The organism is Mesorhizobium sp. M0938 (assembly GCF_040319125.1).
GTDB classification, from domain to species: Bacteria; Pseudomonadota; Alphaproteobacteria; order Rhizobiales; family Rhizobiaceae; genus Mesorhizobium; species Mesorhizobium robiniae.
In genome coordinates, this window is sequence record NZ_JAMYNS010000034.1 from 1 (window position 1) to 17,020 (window position 17,020).

Genomic DNA, 17,020 nt, shown 5'->3' on the forward strand with positions numbered 1-17,020 from the left:
CGCCGTAAAATGTCGACATAGGCGTTGGTGAACTGGACCGAACGACGAGAACAGCCTATCCAGTGTGTTGTCGGCAGTTAGTTCGCAAAACTAGGGCTTCTAGCGGTAAACACATGCTAATCCATTTGATTTACGGGCCGACCTGCAGCGGCAAGACAGACGTTTCAATTTAAATTGCACGAGAGACCGGACGGCCGGTCATTGCGTTGGATCGTGTACAATGCTGTTCTCAAACGCTATGGGCAGCGGGGGTGCCTGGGATCCCGAATTGCAATCTACCCAGCGGGTTTACTTGGATACGCCCCCTAACCGCGGGCACATCCACGCCGTGACTGCGTAAGCTGATCATGCACGTGGATGAGCTTAGATCTCAGCCAGGGCTCACTCGAAGCCAGCTCGTCTCCCTTCTCAATTCACATGCGCGAGTCAGCATCGGGCTGGCGCTTTCAGTGGCATGTAAGGCGGTTGCGGCTCGGCAACTCCGACGCCTTTGTAGAGAGAGCAAAGCATCGGGTCACAGACATGTTTGTCCCAAGACAAGGACGACCTTCATCGCTACAGGAACTTGTGGCTCACTGGAATGACGATGCAGTCCGTCCCACGTTAGAATACTTTGACGGATATCGTTGCGCCATTCGTTTTGCGAGAGAGCACAGCCTGACCATCAGCGAAATGCCGCGCCTTCGCGAAGAGCTCCAACAACGTTGGCAAGAAGGCGATTTTTCAGAATGGCAGCTTAGTGGGAGCCTCCCTAACTCGCTGCGGTGCTGGGACGGTAGCTCCTGATAATTATGTTAAGTGTCTGCGGGAGCAAGACTAAGACTGGTGCTGGGCGACATAAGCCGTGTGGCAGCGGAAGCATTGCTTTTGCTACGGTGGATACGGAGGAGGCCACATGACTGAACCGCTCATTCGGGCATGGGATTGGAATGCGATGGCAAGTGATGGCGCGGTACGCTTTCGGCGTGGGCCGCAAGATTTGCGGCGGTGTGCGAATCTTGACTGGACATCGCGAGGGCGACGCTGTCCTGGCGCTGCTATGACTGATGCGCACGACGGGGTATTAAGCCTGCAACGGGCGCCTTGTCGAGCATGGCGTCCGCCCGGGAGCCGCTTCAGCCGCCGTTCTCGTCCTTCAGGCTCTTCAGATGCGTTGCCAGAGACACCTCCGTGCCGCCGAAGCCGGCCTTCCCAATGGTGGGTCGAGCCGTCGCTTACCCGTGCTTGCCTCACAGATCCGCGACCGAGAACCCAGCCTCATGCTCCAATAGCAGCTGCGAATCACGTAATGCCGTCCTCTGAGTGGGCCATGAACTTCAATCCGGACTTGATCGCAGTGGCAACGTCAACACGCACAAAATATCATGAGAACCCAGATTGTCGCCGACAGGTCATCCCCTGCTATCGGCTCCGGCTCATTTCACCCTCCGTTGAAGACGTCCGTAGGACCTACTTTCGGATTATCTCACCTCTTAAGGCAATATCGCTGCGAAGGCGCGAGCCCGATGCACCCCCTGGTGAAGGCCGTCGGCCATGGCAGCGATGCGCCAATGTAGCTCGGGCGCAAGCCCCGCCATGCCTGCTCCAAGGGCTCGGAGAGCCGAGACGCGTTCTATGGGCAGGTTGAAAACCTCGGCGAGGGCGACAAGACGCTGCTGGAGCTCGGGGGCAAGCCCTGCGATGCCCGCTCCGAGGGCCCATAGCGCCGTGATGCGATCTGTAGGCCGGGCGAGCCCCTCCGCGAGGACGACAAGACGCTGTTGGAGCTCGGGTGCAAGCCCTGCCACACCCGCTCCGAGGCCAGTCAAGGCCGAAGCGCGATGCTGGGACGGACCGAGCCCTTCGGCCAGGACGAGGAGACGCTGCTGAAGCTCAGGTGCAAGCGCTGTCAAGCCCGGTCCGAAGCCCAATAGGCCCGCGGCGCGACGTCCAGGGTCGTCAGGTGCTTCGACGAGGACGACGAGACGCTGCTGGAGCTCGGGGGCAAGCCCTGCCACCGCCTTTGCGAAGCCCTCCAGGGATTTGGACCGAGACCAAGGCTCAAGCCCTTCGGCGAGAAGGACGAGACGCTGCTGGAGCTCGGGGGCAAGGCCTGCCACGCCCGCTCCGAGGCCCCTCAAGGCCGAAGCGCGGTCCCCGGGCTGGTCAAGCCCCTCGGCGAGAACGACGAGACGGCGCTGAAGCTCGGGGGCAAGCCCAGCCACACCTGCTCCGAGGCCCTCCAGGGCCTTGGACCGAGGCCAGGGCGCAAGCCCTTCGGCGAGGAGGACGAGACGCTCCTGGAGCTCGGGGACAAGTCCTGCTACACCCGATCCGATGCCCCTCAACGCCGAGCCGCGACTATCATGGTCGCCAAGTCCTTCTGCCAGGACCACGAGACGCTGCTGGAGCTTGGGGGCAAGGCCTGCCAGACCCGCTCCGAGGCCCCTCAAGGCCGAAGCACGGTCCTTGGGCGGGACCCCCTCGGCGAGGGCGACGAGACGTTGCTGGAGCTCCGGCGCAAGCTCTGCCACGCTTGTTCCGAGGCCCTGCAGCGCCAAGTAGCTATACAAGGGCCCAACTCCCTCGGCCAGGGCGACGAGACGCTGCTGGAGCTCGGGCGCAAGCCTTGCCACACACGCTCCGAAGCCCGATAGGACCGAGGCACGAATGCAGGGGTGAAGCAGTCCCTCGGCAAGCGCCACCACGCGCTGCTGGAGCTCGGGCGCAAGCCCTCCTGTGCCCTTGCCGAGGGCTCGGAGGACCGAGCCGCGTTTCGACTGGTCAACCGTTTCGACTAGCGCGACGAGGTGCTCCAGCTGCACTCTGGTGAGGCAATTGAAGTTGCGCGCGAGTGATTCCATCACGCCGGGCTGCATCAGCAGCGGGGCGCCGGGTTGGGGTTGCGTCAGCCTGCTCCAGATCGCCTGAACCTGGATAGCCCGTTGACGCGTTTCTTGAGGCGCCGCGACTATCATGGCTGCCACACGCAGCTGTTGATTTGTTTGTGACATGCTCAGCAGACCGATCGGGCTGAGCCGCTGAGCAATCTCACCGAGAATCTCCGGCGGCAGATCAAGGATACTGCTGGTGTGCTGGCTGCTCAGAGGACGAAACGCTTGATCTTGAGGCTCAGAGCGCGTCTGCTCCACCACAGAACAGGATGATTGACCGGGTCCTTCAACGCCAGCCGGCGGTCCGATGAGAGAATTGTCCCTGATATCACGCTCGACGGGGTTGAATGCCGAGATGGGCGCCTTGCCACGCTCCTCAATGCCCCTCATGATTCACCTCCTATTGCTACCAACTGAATGAGATCATCGTGATTATCGCGCAGCGGAATCCTCAAGGATCGGGCAGTTCCTAGAGCGTCGCTGGCTTGACGAGGTTGAGCCCGCGAATTGCTCGATCCGACAAGTTGCTTTCGGTTATCGACCATGCGGTGAGCTGCCCTGTCAAAGGAGATCCGGATGAAAGCCGCCAGTTCCAGGCGGCCCTCCAACGACTTGACCAACATCGGCGGCACCAATGGTGGCGAATGTCAAACCGCTAGAAACAACCAGCATTTGGAAATTCCGAGTCACCAGCAGTACGGACCTGGGAGATGTTCAGCATCATGGCTCGTCGGGGCGCTCCTGTGGTTTGTGGGAGGCATCAGTTCGATGTCTCGGACCGTCTTCATCGTCAAAATGGTTTCATGCAAAAGACGTACCGCTTCAAACGATCGACATTGATCCGAGCGCTTATGTCGAGGGGATGGAGACTTTACCTGCTTAGTCAGCGGCGTGGATGTCGGCACTGGCCACGGCGGAGCTTCTGCCTGCGGCGTTGCCCCGCGCCGTTTGGAGCCTGGTTGAAATTGCTGGGATTCTGGATCGATTGTATGTGGTATCCATCGTTGAGTTTCCAGTCGGTTGACGATTTCCTGTGCAGGAGACCCATCTCATCGCTCTGCGCCCGATCCGGCATGTGCGCGACGAGCTTGCAAACCGGCACATAAAGCTCTTCGATCAGCGGCCAGACCCTCTAGATCGCAGCGCAGATCGGTCTGCGGTCGTCACGAAAGAACTGGCGTCAGAGCGTCTTTCGCGCGGGCCAAGGTTCCGCTCCTTCTGCCCGGCGACCTCGGCGAGTTCGCCTGCCCTGGTGGGATGACGCCTTAATCGAAGTCGAACGCTGTGTCGGTAATGCTCGCTGCAACGATCCGGCAAGGTAAGTTGCGGGCTCCGCGATTGCTTGCCCGCTTCGATATATCGATCTTTCCGCTTCGTTCGAAAGTGGCATGCCGAATGTCAACAACCCCCCAATCTGTTGCAAACGGAACCAATGCCCACCAAAGCGACCTGTATATTCGGTTGCGCAAACTGGTCTGAATCTTGCTGTGCTTTGTCGATCTTGCTGTGCTTTGTCGCAGCATGAAAAGATTGGGTGCCGGAGGGCGAGTTCACAATATGGGATCGTGAGTGAATGCTCCTTGCGACTATCCGCTTGGCTCCCTGGTGAATTTCGGAAGACAGGCGCGATTAAGTGCTCCTCTGGTCGTCAGCAAGGTGGCGGTTGCCGGGAAAATGATATGTTGAAACAGGGACGGGTTGTACCGGCCCCAAGCATTAAGCGAGGGACAACCGTGGACTATAGTGCGGGAACTGATGTATCGCTGGAACGCCGCAGTGTGTGCAAAATGTGGTGGTCGCCAGCCAGTGCGGAATGGGGTCACTCTCGGCTAAAAGCAGGGGCGCTGCTGCCGCAGCCATGAGCGGATACAGCCGTATTCTAATTCTCTTCACCCCTGCCAAGACTATCCCATGCAGCTACGCCACCTCCGCTATTTCGTGAGCATCGTTGATGCTGGGAGCTTCTGCCGGGCAGCGGCCACTATCCATGTGGCGCAGCCGGCCCTCAGCCAACAGATCGCTGGGCTTGAAGCCAGGCTCGGCGCCACCCTGTTGCATCGCAGCGCACGGGGCGTTTGCCCGACCCGTGCGGGCAAGGCCTTCTACCGGGAGGCCGTCTCCATCTTGGAGCGGATAGAGCAACTGCGCGGCATCATTCGCTCCGCGGAGGGAGAGCCAGAAGGTTCGGTCGGGGTCGGCATGTCTTCGACGCTCGCCGTCTCCCTCGCTGCCACCTTGGTGGGCGCCTGCAGGACGGCACTCCCCAAAGTGACCCTGCGCTTGGTCACTGGGGATTTTCTCCGCATTAGGTCGCTCGTTGAATCGCACTCGCTCGACGTTTGCATGGTCTTCGAGGATACACCTACCCTCGGCGTTTCCCGCAAACCGCTGTTCCGCCAGCGCCTCTATCTTGTCCAGCCTGCCAACACAGAAGACGTCGCGCCTTGCGTGTCCCTCGAGGAGCTGGCGGCACTTCCTCTCGTGCTGCCGGCACGGCCGCATATGATGCGTGACGCACTGGACCGGGCATTTGGAGTGGCCGGCGTGCTACCCAACTGCGTGGCTGAGGTTGATACACTCTACAGCGTGCTCTCCTTAGTCAAAGCCGGCGTAGCAAGCGCGATCGTTCCCAAGGGGGATTTCTCGGATATTCCAGGCCACGAAGCTCTGAGGCCCGCGGTCATCGATCCGCCGATACATCTGACGGCATGCCTCATCTCATCCGCCAACATGCCGCTCACCTCCGCCGCTGAGGCGGCAAGTGCCCTGCTCGTCACGCAGATAGAAAAGCATCTTAGCGAAGCGCGGCCCTTCGAATGGGAGCGCGTTCCAATTCAATCATTGTCCAGAGGCGAGTAGGGGCCTGTCTTTGGACGACATCTCTTTGGCGACCGAGCGATTTCGCTACAGACCCACTGAGCTGGTTTCAGCTGATGCCCTGCGAGCGCTTCCGGTTGCAATTTTCTGCGCATGGCGCACATGGCGGTTGATGATGTTCATTTCACCTGATTGCCCCAGACATCGCCACCCGACCAAATGCTGAAAGTAAGACCGGCAGCGCTGCCCTCCAAGACATCCTGCTTTCGAACCTGCGTTCGAACCCCGGTCTGCGTGATCGGTGCGGTGATGGAGGAGGTTCTCAAGCCCAGATGGACGAGGTGCTGGGTGTTCTAAGGGGGAGCCTACACCGGAGACACTTTGGCGATCGGACGGGCTATTACGGCCCCCCTCTCAGCCGTATCGGCAAGCTTGAGCTCCGGGTTCGTAGGACCTGGCCGGCCCTTTCCACCGAGCTATTCAGCGCCAGCGTTCGGAGCGGGTTTTTGCGACGCTTGCGAAATGTACGTTGATCATGTGTCGACCCGCAAGGCTAGTCGATCACCAATGAACTGTGAGGTCATGCTTTCTCGGCTGGCCGAAAAGCATCAACAAGCGGCTGCAGGCGGGCTTCAGGCTGCGATGGCCCGCGTTTGTTGCGTCTGGGATCCTGATCAGCGCGTGCCCCGCCAACCTTGACCTTGCTGCACGTTACGCCTTTGATTCTGAGTCGCCACTGCCTATCAAGACCATGAGGGTGAATGTACGTCAGAGCTCATTCATAAGAATGGCGGATGATCCAATATCGACACGGTATTTGCGTCTGGCCCGCGTTGGGTCGATTGGATGTAAACGACAGCTCAACGATTGAGCGGATGGCCTTCCCGCAAGTGCAATCATTCGGGACATCCGTTGCCGTGACGAGAAGGATTCATTGGAACCCGATGATTTGCATCAACAGCCTGCCCAAACCGATCGCGTCATTGGGCAGCTTACCCGCCTCGTGAATGAATAGCCGAGAAGGCACGTGATCGATCTGCCTTGCTATAGTTCGCGAGAGGCCGCCGCCATTTCGCTTCTCGCAGCTCGCTTGCCGGCTGCTTTCAGCCTCATCGGCATCGACGTGGCAGCCGTCATGCCGGATTCGACACCACCGCGTGTTCCGATGGATTGCCGTCGGTTTATGTTGCGCCTGAATGGCCATGATTTCCGCATCTCGATCGACCCGACGCTCCTTCCGTCCAAAGCGGTGAGACATTGGCCAGACATCACGTCGCTGCCACTGGATGACAGCTTGCGGGAAATTCTGTTTGACACCGTCCTGCGCGATATAGCGGTTCAGGTGGAACGATGGTGCGGTGAGCGGCCCATCTGGTCGTCGTCCGAGATCAGCGGAGTGCTTCCCTACGCAATTAGGCTTGTTCGCTTGGAGGGGCCAAACAAACTCCTCGGGCTCGTAGAATTCGGTGCCGGCGGGCTCGATTGGATCGCCGACTGCTGCTGCGATGCGCTGCCGGTCGTGTGCACAGTGCTCGACGATCTGGCCTTCTCTCTCGATCTGAGGGTCGCTCGCGTGACCCTTGCCTTGGCGGAACTACAAGCACTCGCGCCGAGTGACATCATCCTGCTCGACACCTCACCGGTCGCTCGTAACGGCGCGATGACCGTACTGCTGTGCCTATCGGGCAATTCACGATTTCGGGCCTCGATCATGGACGGCCGCCTCGCAGTCCTTTCAGCAGTGGACCACATGATGGAAAAACCAGAGCCTCTCCCTCCGGAAACCTTCGACAGCATCGACCTACCGGTCGATGTGGATGTTGGACGCCTGACCATGTCATTCAAGCAGCTTCGTGAACTCGCTGTGGGCCAAGTACTGGATCTTGGTTTCGACGCAACGAGCAATATCACTTTGCGAGTTAATGGCAGGGTGGTCGCTGCGGGCGAGTTGGTGCGCATCGCCGATCGAACCGGTGTGCGTGTCTTAGACATGCGCCTACAACGCGGCGAGCCATGAACACCGGGTTGCCTGATCCCGTTGTCTTGATCGTCTTGACCGGGGCGCTCGCAGTCGTCCCATTCCTTGCGATTACCGTCACGTCGTATGTCAAACTGGTGGTCGTGTTCGGCCTGATCCGCAATGCTCTCGGCATTCAGAACATCCCGCCGAATATGGCACTGAATGCGGTCGCCATCCTGCTCTCCGTTTATATCATGCAGCCAGCGGCCCAAAACGCATACGAAGCAGTGCGCAACAAAGAGATCACGTTCGAAGATCTCCGGGGGCTCGGCGAAACGATACCGCTAGTTATAGAGCCATTTCGCGACTTTCTCCTGAAGAACACGTCGCGACAGGAACGACAATTCTTCGCCCAGGCCACCCGTGAACTATGGCGCGAAGCGGACGCCGCCGCGGTTACTGATAGCGATTTTATGATTTTGATCCCGGCATTCATCACATCCGAGTTGGCGGATGCGTTTAAGATAGGTTTCCTACTATTCCTGCCTTTCATCGTCATAGACCTGGTCATATCGAATATTCTTCTGACAATGGGAATGATGATGGTTTCACCAATGACAATCTCTCTGCCGTTCAAGCTGTTCTTGTTCGTCGCTGTGAACGGATGGCAGCGCCTGATCCACGGCCTGGTACTGTCCTATGCGGGACCATCGTGATGAGTACCGCCACTCTCGCCAACATTACCATCGACGCGCTGAAACTGACTCTGATTCTATCGATGCCCATGATCGTCGTCGCTACAGCGGTCGGGCTGGTTGTCAGCGTGGTGCAGGCGCTAACCCAAATTCATGAGCAGACGCTTCCGTTCGCGGTGAAACTGATATGCGTAAGCCTGGTTCTGCTGGCAACTGGGAGCTGGATCAGTGGGGAGTTGTATCAGTATACGCTGAACATCTTCGACAAGATAGCAGCGATGTAAGTGCAAAGGTGGGAGATGCTCAATCGGTCTGTTATCTCGCGCGGTGACTATGAGGGCCATTCCAACGAGTCGCTCTCGATCAACTTATCTGATCCGCCCCATGTCGCAATTGATCCATCTCTCTTGCATACTGCCGTTGTCGTCTTTGCACTCGCATCCACGCGTACTGCGGGCATGATGCTGATTATACCCTTTTTGGGGCGTGGCATTGTAACCGGACTGGCGCGGAACGGCGTAATCATGGCATTGAGCCTCCCGGTGATGGCGCATGCTTGGGCAACCAGGCCCGCGAACCTCGAGATTTGGCATCTGCAGATGTTCCTTGGCTTGGGGCTGAAGGAACTCTTACTCGGGATCGTGCTCGGTATGCCGATTGCCGCGACTGTCTGGGGTGTTGAGGCGGCGGGCACCTTCGTTGACAACCAGAGGGGCGCCGCGATGGTCAGCCTCTTGAATCCGGCCAGCGGCAATCAGGTCTCGCCGCTTGGAACGCTGCTGGCGCAGCTCTTCGTCACCTCGCTGTTTGTCACCGGGGGCTTCTCCGAATTGATCAATACGCTCTATCGCTCCCACGACGTCTGGCCTTTGTGGAGCTTGCTGCCTGCATTCGGTCCGGCATTTGCTACGGGGGTTCTGCATCTCGCAGATGTTGTCATGCTACTGACTTTACTTCTCGCCGGTCCAGCCATCGTTGCCATGTTCCTCAGCGAAATCGGTCTGGCACTGATCGGCCGCTTCGCACCACAACTGCAGGTCTTCTTTATCGCCATGTCGGTTAAGAGTGCGGTGGCCCTCCTGCTCTTGATCCTTTCGCTCACAATCGTTCTGGCCGAGGCGGATCAATACGTGCCATCACAGTTCGCGGTATTCAACCTCGTCGCGAAATGGTTGCCATGAACGGCCAAAAGACGGAAAAGCCTACTCCCAAAAGGCTTCGCGCCCTGCGCAGGAAGGGACAGGTGCCTCGGAGCAATGAAGTCGTATCCGCGGCGCTGACCATCGCATTCTTCACCCTGTTCTTTGCCTCCTTGTCTGGCATGATAGACCGGCTCGAGGCAATGATCCTATTGCCTATACCGCTTCTCGAGGGTGACCTCCTGAGCGTCACTCACAAGCTTCTGCGGTCCTATGTTGCCGAACTACAATTTTTGCTCGCGCCCTTCATCGGCATCGTTCTGGTGATCGGCGTAGGCGCCAACGCCCTACAGAATGGCCCGATGTTCGCGCCCAAGGCGGCCGCGCCGACGCTGAAGAGGCTCAGTCCCAGTGAGAACATCAGGAGGATCGTTTCGCTGGCGAGCTTCATCGAAGTGGTCAAGTCGATTGGAAAGATTCTGATACTCGGCTCTGTTCTGCTGCTTGTTTTGCGAGAAGGTATGCATGCACTCGTCTGGACGCCGAGTTGCGGAATCTCCTGCCTGAGGGCGGTGACAGGTAACCTGCTTCTCGGTATCGCAATCTATACCGCATTGAGTTTTCTCACGGTGGCAATTGCACACTTCGCATTCGAGCGCTGGCAATTCACCAAGAAAAACATGATGTCGAAGGATGAAGTGAAGCGGGAATACAAAGAGACTGTCGGCAATCCCTTGGCCATGGCAAAACGCAAACAACTACATGTGGAGTTGCTTGCAAAAGGTATTTCGGCCAAGCGCGCAGGGCGGCCGTCTTGATCACCAATCCGACGCATGTTGCCGTGGTTTTTATTACGACCGGCGGCACGCACCCTTGCCTCTGATCGGTGCAATGTACCGATCTCGCGCCGCGGCATAAGCCTGCGCTGTGGCTACCTCTGTGCCGGTCGTGCGAAACATTCCGATGGCGCGCCAGCTGCTAAAGGACGGACAACGACCAGACGAGTCTATTCCATCAGTTTTACGCAAATTCGCGGGGCTTCTCCGAGCGCTTGGTAAGCGCAACCAAAGCCGGCCATCGGTCGCGTAAATCTCTGTTCAAGGTGAAAAACAAAAGCTTTCGGCTGCTGCTGGTGGCTCCGTCGGGCGGCTCATATTTTGTGAATATGCAGACATAACGAGCTTATATTTGTCGCCCGTGGAATGACATCATACTACTGTTGTGGCGGTTTGTCTTGCGCACCAGCCAATCGGGCCGTTCGGCTCGATGGTGTGTTCCCCAGATGTAACTGCCATGGGAGCAAGCACCGAAACGAGTTGATGGGAACATGTGGATCCACGCAGCCTTGCACCACTCAGAAAGGATGGCAAGTCTGCTCCCAAAGGGTGGGACAGTGAATTGCCGCTGGGATCCAGAAGGACAGGGATTGGCCAGCCGCTAAAGCGATCCGTCGCCAGAGCGCACCGAGCCAGGGCGATTCATGATCCGAAATCGCCGCTTCGAGCCATTCTGATCGGGTGGCGATTCGAGCCTGTCCCGGTGCCCGTGGACTCATGGCGCACTGAAGCTGTGCAGGCAAAGGAAGAGCGCAAGTGGCGGGTGATCAGAGCGTCGGTGCAGAGCTGCATGATTTCTATCGGGCCACGCTCTCCAGCGGCCCAGGACCGCTTCGGCTTTATAGGGAGATCCTCAATAAGTTTGGCGTCGAGGGCTTTGCACGGCATATCGCCTTTCTTACACGTACGCTCGGCCAGGACATCGCTTCGGCTGGTCCGTCGGTCGAGCCTGCCCGGCTGCGTGAGATCCTCGGCGGATTGTCGGCGTTGCGGGTGCTCGATACCGTGCACGAGTTCTGCGAAAAGATGGTCGATCGGATACAGCGTCGAAGTATGATCGACATCACCGCTACCGGCGTGATGCAGCAGTTGTTGCCGCTCGTCGAAGATGCCGTTCCTAGTCCATCCAAGATCATTCCCATTCCGGAAAGGTTTGGAATCTCTTCCGTTCAATTGGATCTGCACATCGCCGTGCTGCGCGAATCCCGAAATCTTCTCGCGATGATTCCGGTCGGGGTCTACCGCGACATGGAAGCCCGAAAAAAGACATTGCGGGCAGTAGAGGCGGCAATGGACCTCCGCATTGAACAGGAAGAGAGTGCATGAGCGAAGGCGCTATTCACGCTTTTTTGCTCGGATTGGTCTTAACAAGGATGTTCCCATCAAGGCTGTTGATGCCACAGCGCAGTGAACCATGAATAAAATCAACTTTGATAACCTGAATTATTCAACTTCGACTGCGCGTAGGTCGGCGGAACTGCGCCCAACGCGCCTCGACTTTGGCGGCCTGATCCAAACCGAACTTGTGGCGCTGCTGGAAGCTGTTCGCAAACCCGTGGTCGACACTCGGCCGGCTTCACAATTCGATCTGCTATACGACGCCCCCACGGTCGACGACCTGATGATGGCAGCCTTCGCCCCCCCGATCGCAAATCCCGGAGTCCTCGACTCGCCGACATACGCCACGACCCTCAAGGCCGCACATGCATCGCTGGGCGATCTCGCAGCACAGGCGCAGGACTCAGATTGCGCGGTGTACCGCGACGCGCTCTCGGTACTTGATCAGGAGCTAGCCGACCGTGTTCTTTTCGAGAGCGCCTGCCGCGCTCTGATGCGAGGATAATGCTGATGAAGCCTCTCCTCAGTTCCGACAAGCGCGATGCTGTATCGGCCCTTGCGTATCTCTACCTCAAGTTTGGCTACTTTCACAATGCAGCCAAGCTTCTGCTCGCCCTCGACCATCTTGACTCTGGACCGGGTTGGGCACGACAGGCACGCTGTCTGGCGTTGCTGCGAGCGGGGCACTGCGAAGAAGCCGCTGTTGAGGCGGGCCGGCTTCTTGTCCATGCACTGGATGGCAAGGACCGATTCCGGGTGATGCAGGTGCGGGCCAAGGCCTGTTGGAAACTCGGCCTCAGGTCCGAGGCGAGAGCCTGTCAGCAAATGGTCGCAATACTGCTGACAGAGGCGGCCGCGCCGGGTGCGTCGTGGGGGAGGTAGTGTGAAATTTCTCAACGGAGTCCTGGCTGTTGCGACTGGCCGGAACGATATCATTCTGGCGGGGCTGTTAATTGGGATCATCTTCATGATGATTATTCCCCTGCCGCCGGTTCTGATGGATGTGCTGCAGGCTGTCAACCTTGGAATCTCCGCGCTCCTGCTGATGGTCGCAGTCTATATCAAGTCACCCCTCGCGTTCCTCTCATTTCCGTCGGTGCTTTTGCTGACAACGCTCTTTCGGTTGTCGCTCGGCATCGCTGCGACACGCATGATCTTACTGCACACGGAGGCCGGCCGGATCATCAAGACTTTCGGCGATTTCGTAGTGGCTGGGAATCTCGTGGTGGGTGCGGTTACCTTCTTGATCATCACAATCGTGCAGTTTGTGGTCATCACGAAAGGGTCCGAGCGCGTGGCTGAAGTCGCTGCACGCTTTTCGCTCGATGCGATGCCGGGCAAGCAAATGAGCATTGACGGCGATCTGCGAGCGGGCGGTATCGATATCCAAGAAGCACGTCGACGCCGCACCGCCGTCGAGCGCGAATGCCAGTTGTACGCGGCCATGGACGGTGCCATGAAGTTCGTCAAAGGCGACGCAATCGCAGGCTTGATCAGCATCGTCGTCAACATCTTGGGCGGCCTCGCAATCGGTACACTGCAAAAGGGCATGGGCTTACACAAAGCCCTTGAGATTTACACGATCCTGACCATCGGGGATGGCCTTGTCAGTCAGATCCCGGCTCTCTTCACCTCAATCTCGGCAGGCTTCATCGTCACGAGGGTGGGCGACAAGGACAAGGGCTCAGATCTCGGCACCGAAATTGGAGATGAGGTAACTGCCCAGCCACGTGCGCTGATCGTAGGATCCTTTAGCCTACTCCTGTTCTCGCTGGTACCTGGTTTTCCTTCGATGATTTTCGTCATCTTGGCAGTATTGTCTGGAGGCGGCGGCTGGTTGTTGCAGCGCAGTCGTGCGCCTTCTGCGCCGTCGGTGAGTTCCTACTCGATCGGCGGCATGAGAGCGCTTGAGACGGCGTCGGACGGGCCGGCTGAACCTGGCGGCGGAGGCGGGGATGCCATCACGCTCACGATCCCGGTGATGGTCGACATTGGTCGTGACGTTCAGGGCATCATCCGGCCGGACTCGCTTAACAAGGAATTGGCCGCTGTGCGACATGCGCTGCTTCTCGATCTCGGTGTTCCCTTTCCCGCCATTAATCTGCGTGTCAACGACAACAACAAAGATGGCACGTACACTATCATGGTCAACGAGATTCCATGTGGTGAAGGATCCTTACCAGCGCAGCACCTGCTGGCTCGTGATCTCCCCGAGAACCTCGACATGGTGGGTATTCCGTATCTTCCCGGTAAGCCCTCCCTGCCTCAAATCGAGGCCACCTGGGTCGACGTCGCACATCGCCAGTCGTTGCAAGCCGCCGGTATCCCATTTTTGGAACCGGTTCAGATAATCAGCTACCACATTGGTTATGTCCTGCGCCGGCAAGCGGACGAGTTTATCGGAATCCAGGAAACGAAAATTCTGCTGAACAACGTGGAGGCATCTTTCCCGGAACTCGCAAAAGAGGTGCTGCGGACAGTTCCCCTGCAGACGATTTCTGAGATCTTGAAGCGACTGGTGTCCGAGGAGGTCTCGCTGCGCAACATGCGCACTATCGCCACCGCACTGGTCGAATGGGGGCAGAAGGAAAAAGACACCGTTCTGCTCACTGAGCATGTGCGCTGTGCACTGAAAAGGCAAATCTGTTTCCGGCATTCGGTCGGCAGGAACCTGTTGCCAGCTTACATTCTTTCGCCGGAGGTGGAAGACACGGTGCGTAATGCCATTCGGCAGACGTCCGCTGGCAGTTATCTCGCCCTCGACCCTGGCACAACACGGCAAATCATTGATAAGGTGCGGGAGGCGGTGGGCAATGTTGGCCAGCAGTCACACCAGCCCGTTCTGCTGACTACAATCGATATCCGGCGATACTTGCGCAAGATCATCGAAGTCGATCTTCGTGCGCTACCCGTGCTCTCCTATCAGGAGCTTACTCCCGACATCTCGGTACAGCCGCTGGCAAGGATATCGCTGCCGTGAGTGAGCCGAATGTGGAAAGCGTTACTGGCACTGGCGATGATGCCCAGCTGATCTTGCGCGTGCTGTCCGGTCCCAACCGGGATGCAGAGACGTCACTGGAGGAGGGAGTCTGGTCGATCGGTGCAAGTGATACCGATGACCTCACCTTCGCCGACCCAGAGCTGGCCGCCACACATCTTCGCATTGGCATCGAGGCGGGACGCATCGATATTATTGCCCTCGCACCGGGCGTACGCATCGGCGCCAAAGATCTCCCAACAGACGACTGGACAGTGCTCGGACCGCTGACGCCAGTGCAGGTTGGTCGGACGATCTTTGCGATCGGCCCGGCCCGGAGCAGCTTTCCCGAGATCGACCCCTTGGTGCGAAGCAGGGAGCCGGTTGGATCGACGCATCGTTCCGCCCGCCCCGAACTGGCGTCGGCGGCTCTGCACGGCCGGCAGATACATCTCATGAGGGGCTCGGGGACGCGGCGACTACGGCTCGGCGCGGTGGCTTGCGCTCTCCTGATTCCGCCGGTCGTCGGGGTTTGGACGGCAATAGGACGAGGTCCCCCCTCCGCCCTGAAAGCGGCGGCGGACGCTGACCCGATGAGGACAGCGCCGGATATCAGTCCCGAATTAGACGTCGCGCGCAACGACAACACCGCAGGAGACCTACGACCTGGAGACGATGCTAAGCTGAGGGCCGCCCTGAGCAACGCCGGCGTTGAAGCGGAAGTGTTATCGAAACGACCGGCCACTGTGTCGGATTCGCAGCTCATCGATCTCGTAACGACGGTCATACGCGGCTTCGGGATCGAAGGTGGCGTTCGGGTGATCGGCACCGGGCACATCACGATCACAGGATATGGACCCAGCGATGCGAAGGTCGAGGCGGCGCTTCATCGCCTACGGCAGGATATTCCAGGCCTAAGAAAAGTTGAAAACGCCATCGTGACACCCGAATGCGCTCGCGCTTTTCTAGAGACGGCCATGACGGCCCAACTCCGTCGCTCCACTCACATCTTGACGAAGTCCGATGGCCTGCTCGTTTCGGGCGCTCTGACTGCGATTGCTTTTGAAGCCTGGGAGAACGTCGCTTCCCGCTTTCAGCAGAAGTTCGCGCCCTACATCCAGCTTGAGACGCAGTTCACGCCGGTCATATTGCCGGCGCTGAGAGGTATACACCTCGGCCGAATCCCGTTCATCGTCCTTGAGAATGGAATGCGCCTGAAGGTGGGCGACCGTCTCGAGACCTTGGGCCAGATCGTTGCCATCGATGGAGACGGAGTTTTTGTGCGCCTCGGCGCGGATGAGGTGCATGTTCCTTATCAGAGCACGCCCAGTTGGATAGCGGAGGAGAAAGGATGAGCGAAATCATGGCCCAGTTTGAGCTGCAAAGGCAGCTGCTAAGTGATTTCGACGGTGCAAGGAGATCTGCCCTGGAGAGGGAATTCGATACATGCCGGCAATCGTTGAAGCGTGAAATGGATGGTGGCGTTTTAAGGCAGGAATTCGAAGTCTTGGCAGCCATTGTGGACGCGATAGATGCGGCGAAAGAGGTGATCAACGCGACCATAGGAAGCTATCCCGATACACAAATGTCGCTAACTTGGAGATAGAGATGGAAATCAACCACGGCCACAGCCCTAATCTAAGCAGAAGCCTTGGAAGCGCCACTGCTGCAGCAGAAAGAAATCTTAACAGCTTCTTGAATTCCATGGACCCCAGCAACGCGTCCGATCTTATTAAACTTCAATCTATCAGTCAGCAATGGAGCCTCAGTCTAAATTTGGAGTCCGGCATGATAAAGTTGATTTATGACGCCCTGAAGGGGGTGTCCCAGAAAATCAGCTGAAGATTTTTGCTAGATACCAGCAGTTCATTTCTGATGCGAGCCGGCATGCTGTTTTGGCAGCGCTGTGCACCCCTATGCATGGAGCGCAGGATTGCCTCAGCGAGGGTCGGGAGCGATTGCGGGTGACGGCTCGTGCATGCGCTTTCACAACGCGTCAATCGCGGGCAGCAAATGCAGGCGGATACGACACTCCGGCCGCGCCCGCGGCCTTGACCCGAGGCCTACGCGAGTCCAGTGCCCGAGAGATCGACGAAATGCTCTGACCTTGCTTCCAGCGCTCCCATAGTTCGGCCTTCTGCGCTGAAGTAAACCAGATCCGTGACGTCATCATCACACACCTCCTCATCATCCCAGATTAAAGGTGTTGCGACGAACGATTGAACCCACCCGGCAATCTGCGCCAGGATCGGCGCTGAAAGTGCCGGCCGTATGCTGCCGTGTTCGGACACCTTCACTGCACTGGCGCCAAGGTAGCCCGTCAACGGACCGCCTGTTAACGTCGAAAAGCCGCCCCGGTGGTTATTTGCCGGACTGCACACCTCA

The 17,020-nt window shown here is 58.3% G+C and carries 17 protein-coding genes; 15 read left to right on the plus strand and 2 right to left on the minus strand.

Annotated elements, in window-relative coordinates:
• The first annotated feature begins 206 nt into the window (after positions 1-206).
• Positions 207-332 (plus strand): hypothetical protein, encoded by a 126-nt coding sequence (locus tag NKH73_RS31490; RefSeq protein ID WP_352633213.1) that lies wholly within the window; start codon positions 207-209, stop codon positions 330-332.
• A gap of 85 nt (positions 333-417) precedes the next feature.
• Complete coding sequence (locus tag NKH73_RS31495) at positions 418-786, plus strand: isopentenyl transferase family protein (RefSeq protein WP_352939203.1); 369 nt, start codon at positions 418-420, stop codon at positions 784-786.
• A gap of 686 nt (positions 787-1,472) precedes the next feature.
• Here the strand turns inward: NKH73_RS31495 and NKH73_RS31500 are convergent.
• A complete protein-coding gene (locus tag NKH73_RS31500) occupies positions 1,473-2,846 on the minus strand; it encodes a hypothetical protein (protein WP_352939206.1) in 1,374 nt (457 codons plus the stop codon).
• 1,938 nt (positions 2,847-4,784) lie between these two features.
• Between NKH73_RS31500 and NKH73_RS31510 the strand changes: the two genes are divergently transcribed.
• The 13 genes from NKH73_RS31510 (at position 4,785) to NKH73_RS31570 (ending at position 16,477) form a co-directional block, all read left to right on the plus strand.
• Entirely contained in the window at positions 4,785-5,732 is a 948-nt protein-coding gene (locus NKH73_RS31510) for a LysR substrate-binding domain-containing protein (protein ID WP_352657468.1), read from the plus strand.
• Between the two features lie 985 nt (positions 5,733-6,717).
• Positions 6,718-7,707, plus strand: coding sequence for a type III secretion system cytoplasmic ring protein SctQ (sctQ, locus tag NKH73_RS31515; RefSeq protein WP_352939157.1), 990 nt, complete (start codon positions 6,718-6,720; stop codon positions 7,705-7,707).
• Positions 7,704-8,366: a type III secretion system export apparatus subunit SctR gene (gene sctR, locus NKH73_RS31520; RefSeq protein ID WP_352939160.1), complete on the plus strand. Its 663-nt coding sequence runs from the start codon at positions 7,704-7,706 to the stop codon at positions 8,364-8,366. Before sctQ ends, sctR begins: the two co-directional genes overlap by 4 nt.
• On the plus strand, positions 8,366-8,629 hold the full coding sequence (gene sctS / locus NKH73_RS31525) for a type III secretion system export apparatus subunit SctS (RefSeq protein WP_352633219.1): 264 nt from the start codon (positions 8,366-8,368) through the stop codon (positions 8,627-8,629). The genes sctR and sctS overlap by 1 nt, the downstream gene beginning before the upstream one ends.
• A gap of 15 nt (positions 8,630-8,644) precedes the next feature.
• Entirely contained in the window at positions 8,645-9,526 is an 882-nt protein-coding gene (sctT, locus tag NKH73_RS31530; protein ID WP_352799116.1) for a type III secretion system export apparatus subunit SctT, read from the plus strand.
• Positions 9,523-10,302 carry an EscU/YscU/HrcU family type III secretion system export apparatus switch protein gene (locus NKH73_RS31535; protein WP_352657454.1) on the plus strand — a complete coding sequence of 260 codons (780 nt, stop codon included), beginning with the start codon at positions 9,523-9,525 and terminating at the stop codon, positions 10,300-10,302. Before sctT ends, NKH73_RS31535 begins: the two co-directional genes overlap by 4 nt.
• 774 nt (positions 10,303-11,076) lie before the next feature.
• Positions 11,077-11,646, plus strand: coding sequence for a TyeA family type III secretion system gatekeeper subunit (locus NKH73_RS31540; protein ID WP_352939163.1), 570 nt, complete (start codon positions 11,077-11,079; stop codon positions 11,644-11,646).
• A gap of 88 nt (positions 11,647-11,734) precedes the next feature.
• A complete protein-coding gene (gene sctX, locus NKH73_RS31545) occupies positions 11,735-12,163 on the plus strand; it encodes a type III secretion apparatus assembly protein SctX (RefSeq protein ID WP_352633223.1) in 429 nt (142 codons plus the stop codon).
• A gap of 5 nt (positions 12,164-12,168) precedes the next feature.
• Positions 12,169-12,540, plus strand: a complete 372-nt coding sequence (locus tag NKH73_RS31550) for a hypothetical protein (RefSeq protein ID WP_352939168.1) — start codon at positions 12,169-12,171, stop codon at positions 12,538-12,540.
• Position 12,541: 1 nt separating this feature from the next.
• Positions 12,542-14,638, plus strand: a complete 2,097-nt coding sequence (sctV, locus tag NKH73_RS31555; RefSeq protein ID WP_352939171.1) for a type III secretion system export apparatus subunit SctV — start codon at positions 12,542-12,544, stop codon at positions 14,636-14,638.
• Positions 14,635-15,990, plus strand: a complete 1,356-nt coding sequence (locus NKH73_RS31560; protein ID WP_352939174.1) for an FHA domain-containing protein — start codon at positions 14,635-14,637, stop codon at positions 15,988-15,990. Before sctV ends, NKH73_RS31560 begins: the two co-directional genes overlap by 4 nt.
• A complete protein-coding gene (locus NKH73_RS31565; protein WP_352939177.1) occupies positions 15,987-16,241 on the plus strand; it encodes an EscE/YscE/SsaE family type III secretion system needle protein co-chaperone in 255 nt (84 codons plus the stop codon). Before NKH73_RS31560 ends, NKH73_RS31565 begins: the two co-directional genes overlap by 4 nt.
• Before the next feature lie 2 nt (positions 16,242-16,243).
• Positions 16,244-16,477, plus strand: a complete 234-nt coding sequence (locus NKH73_RS31570) for an EscF/YscF/HrpA family type III secretion system needle major subunit (protein WP_352633228.1) — start codon at positions 16,244-16,246, stop codon at positions 16,475-16,477.
• Positions 16,478-16,698: 221 nt separating this feature from the next.
• Here the strand turns inward: NKH73_RS31570 and NKH73_RS31575 are convergent, their stop codons facing one another.
• Complete coding sequence (locus tag NKH73_RS31575; protein ID WP_352939180.1) at positions 16,699-16,959, minus strand: hypothetical protein; 261 nt, start codon at positions 16,957-16,959, stop codon at positions 16,699-16,701.
• Between the last annotated feature and the right edge of the window lie 61 nt (positions 16,960-17,020).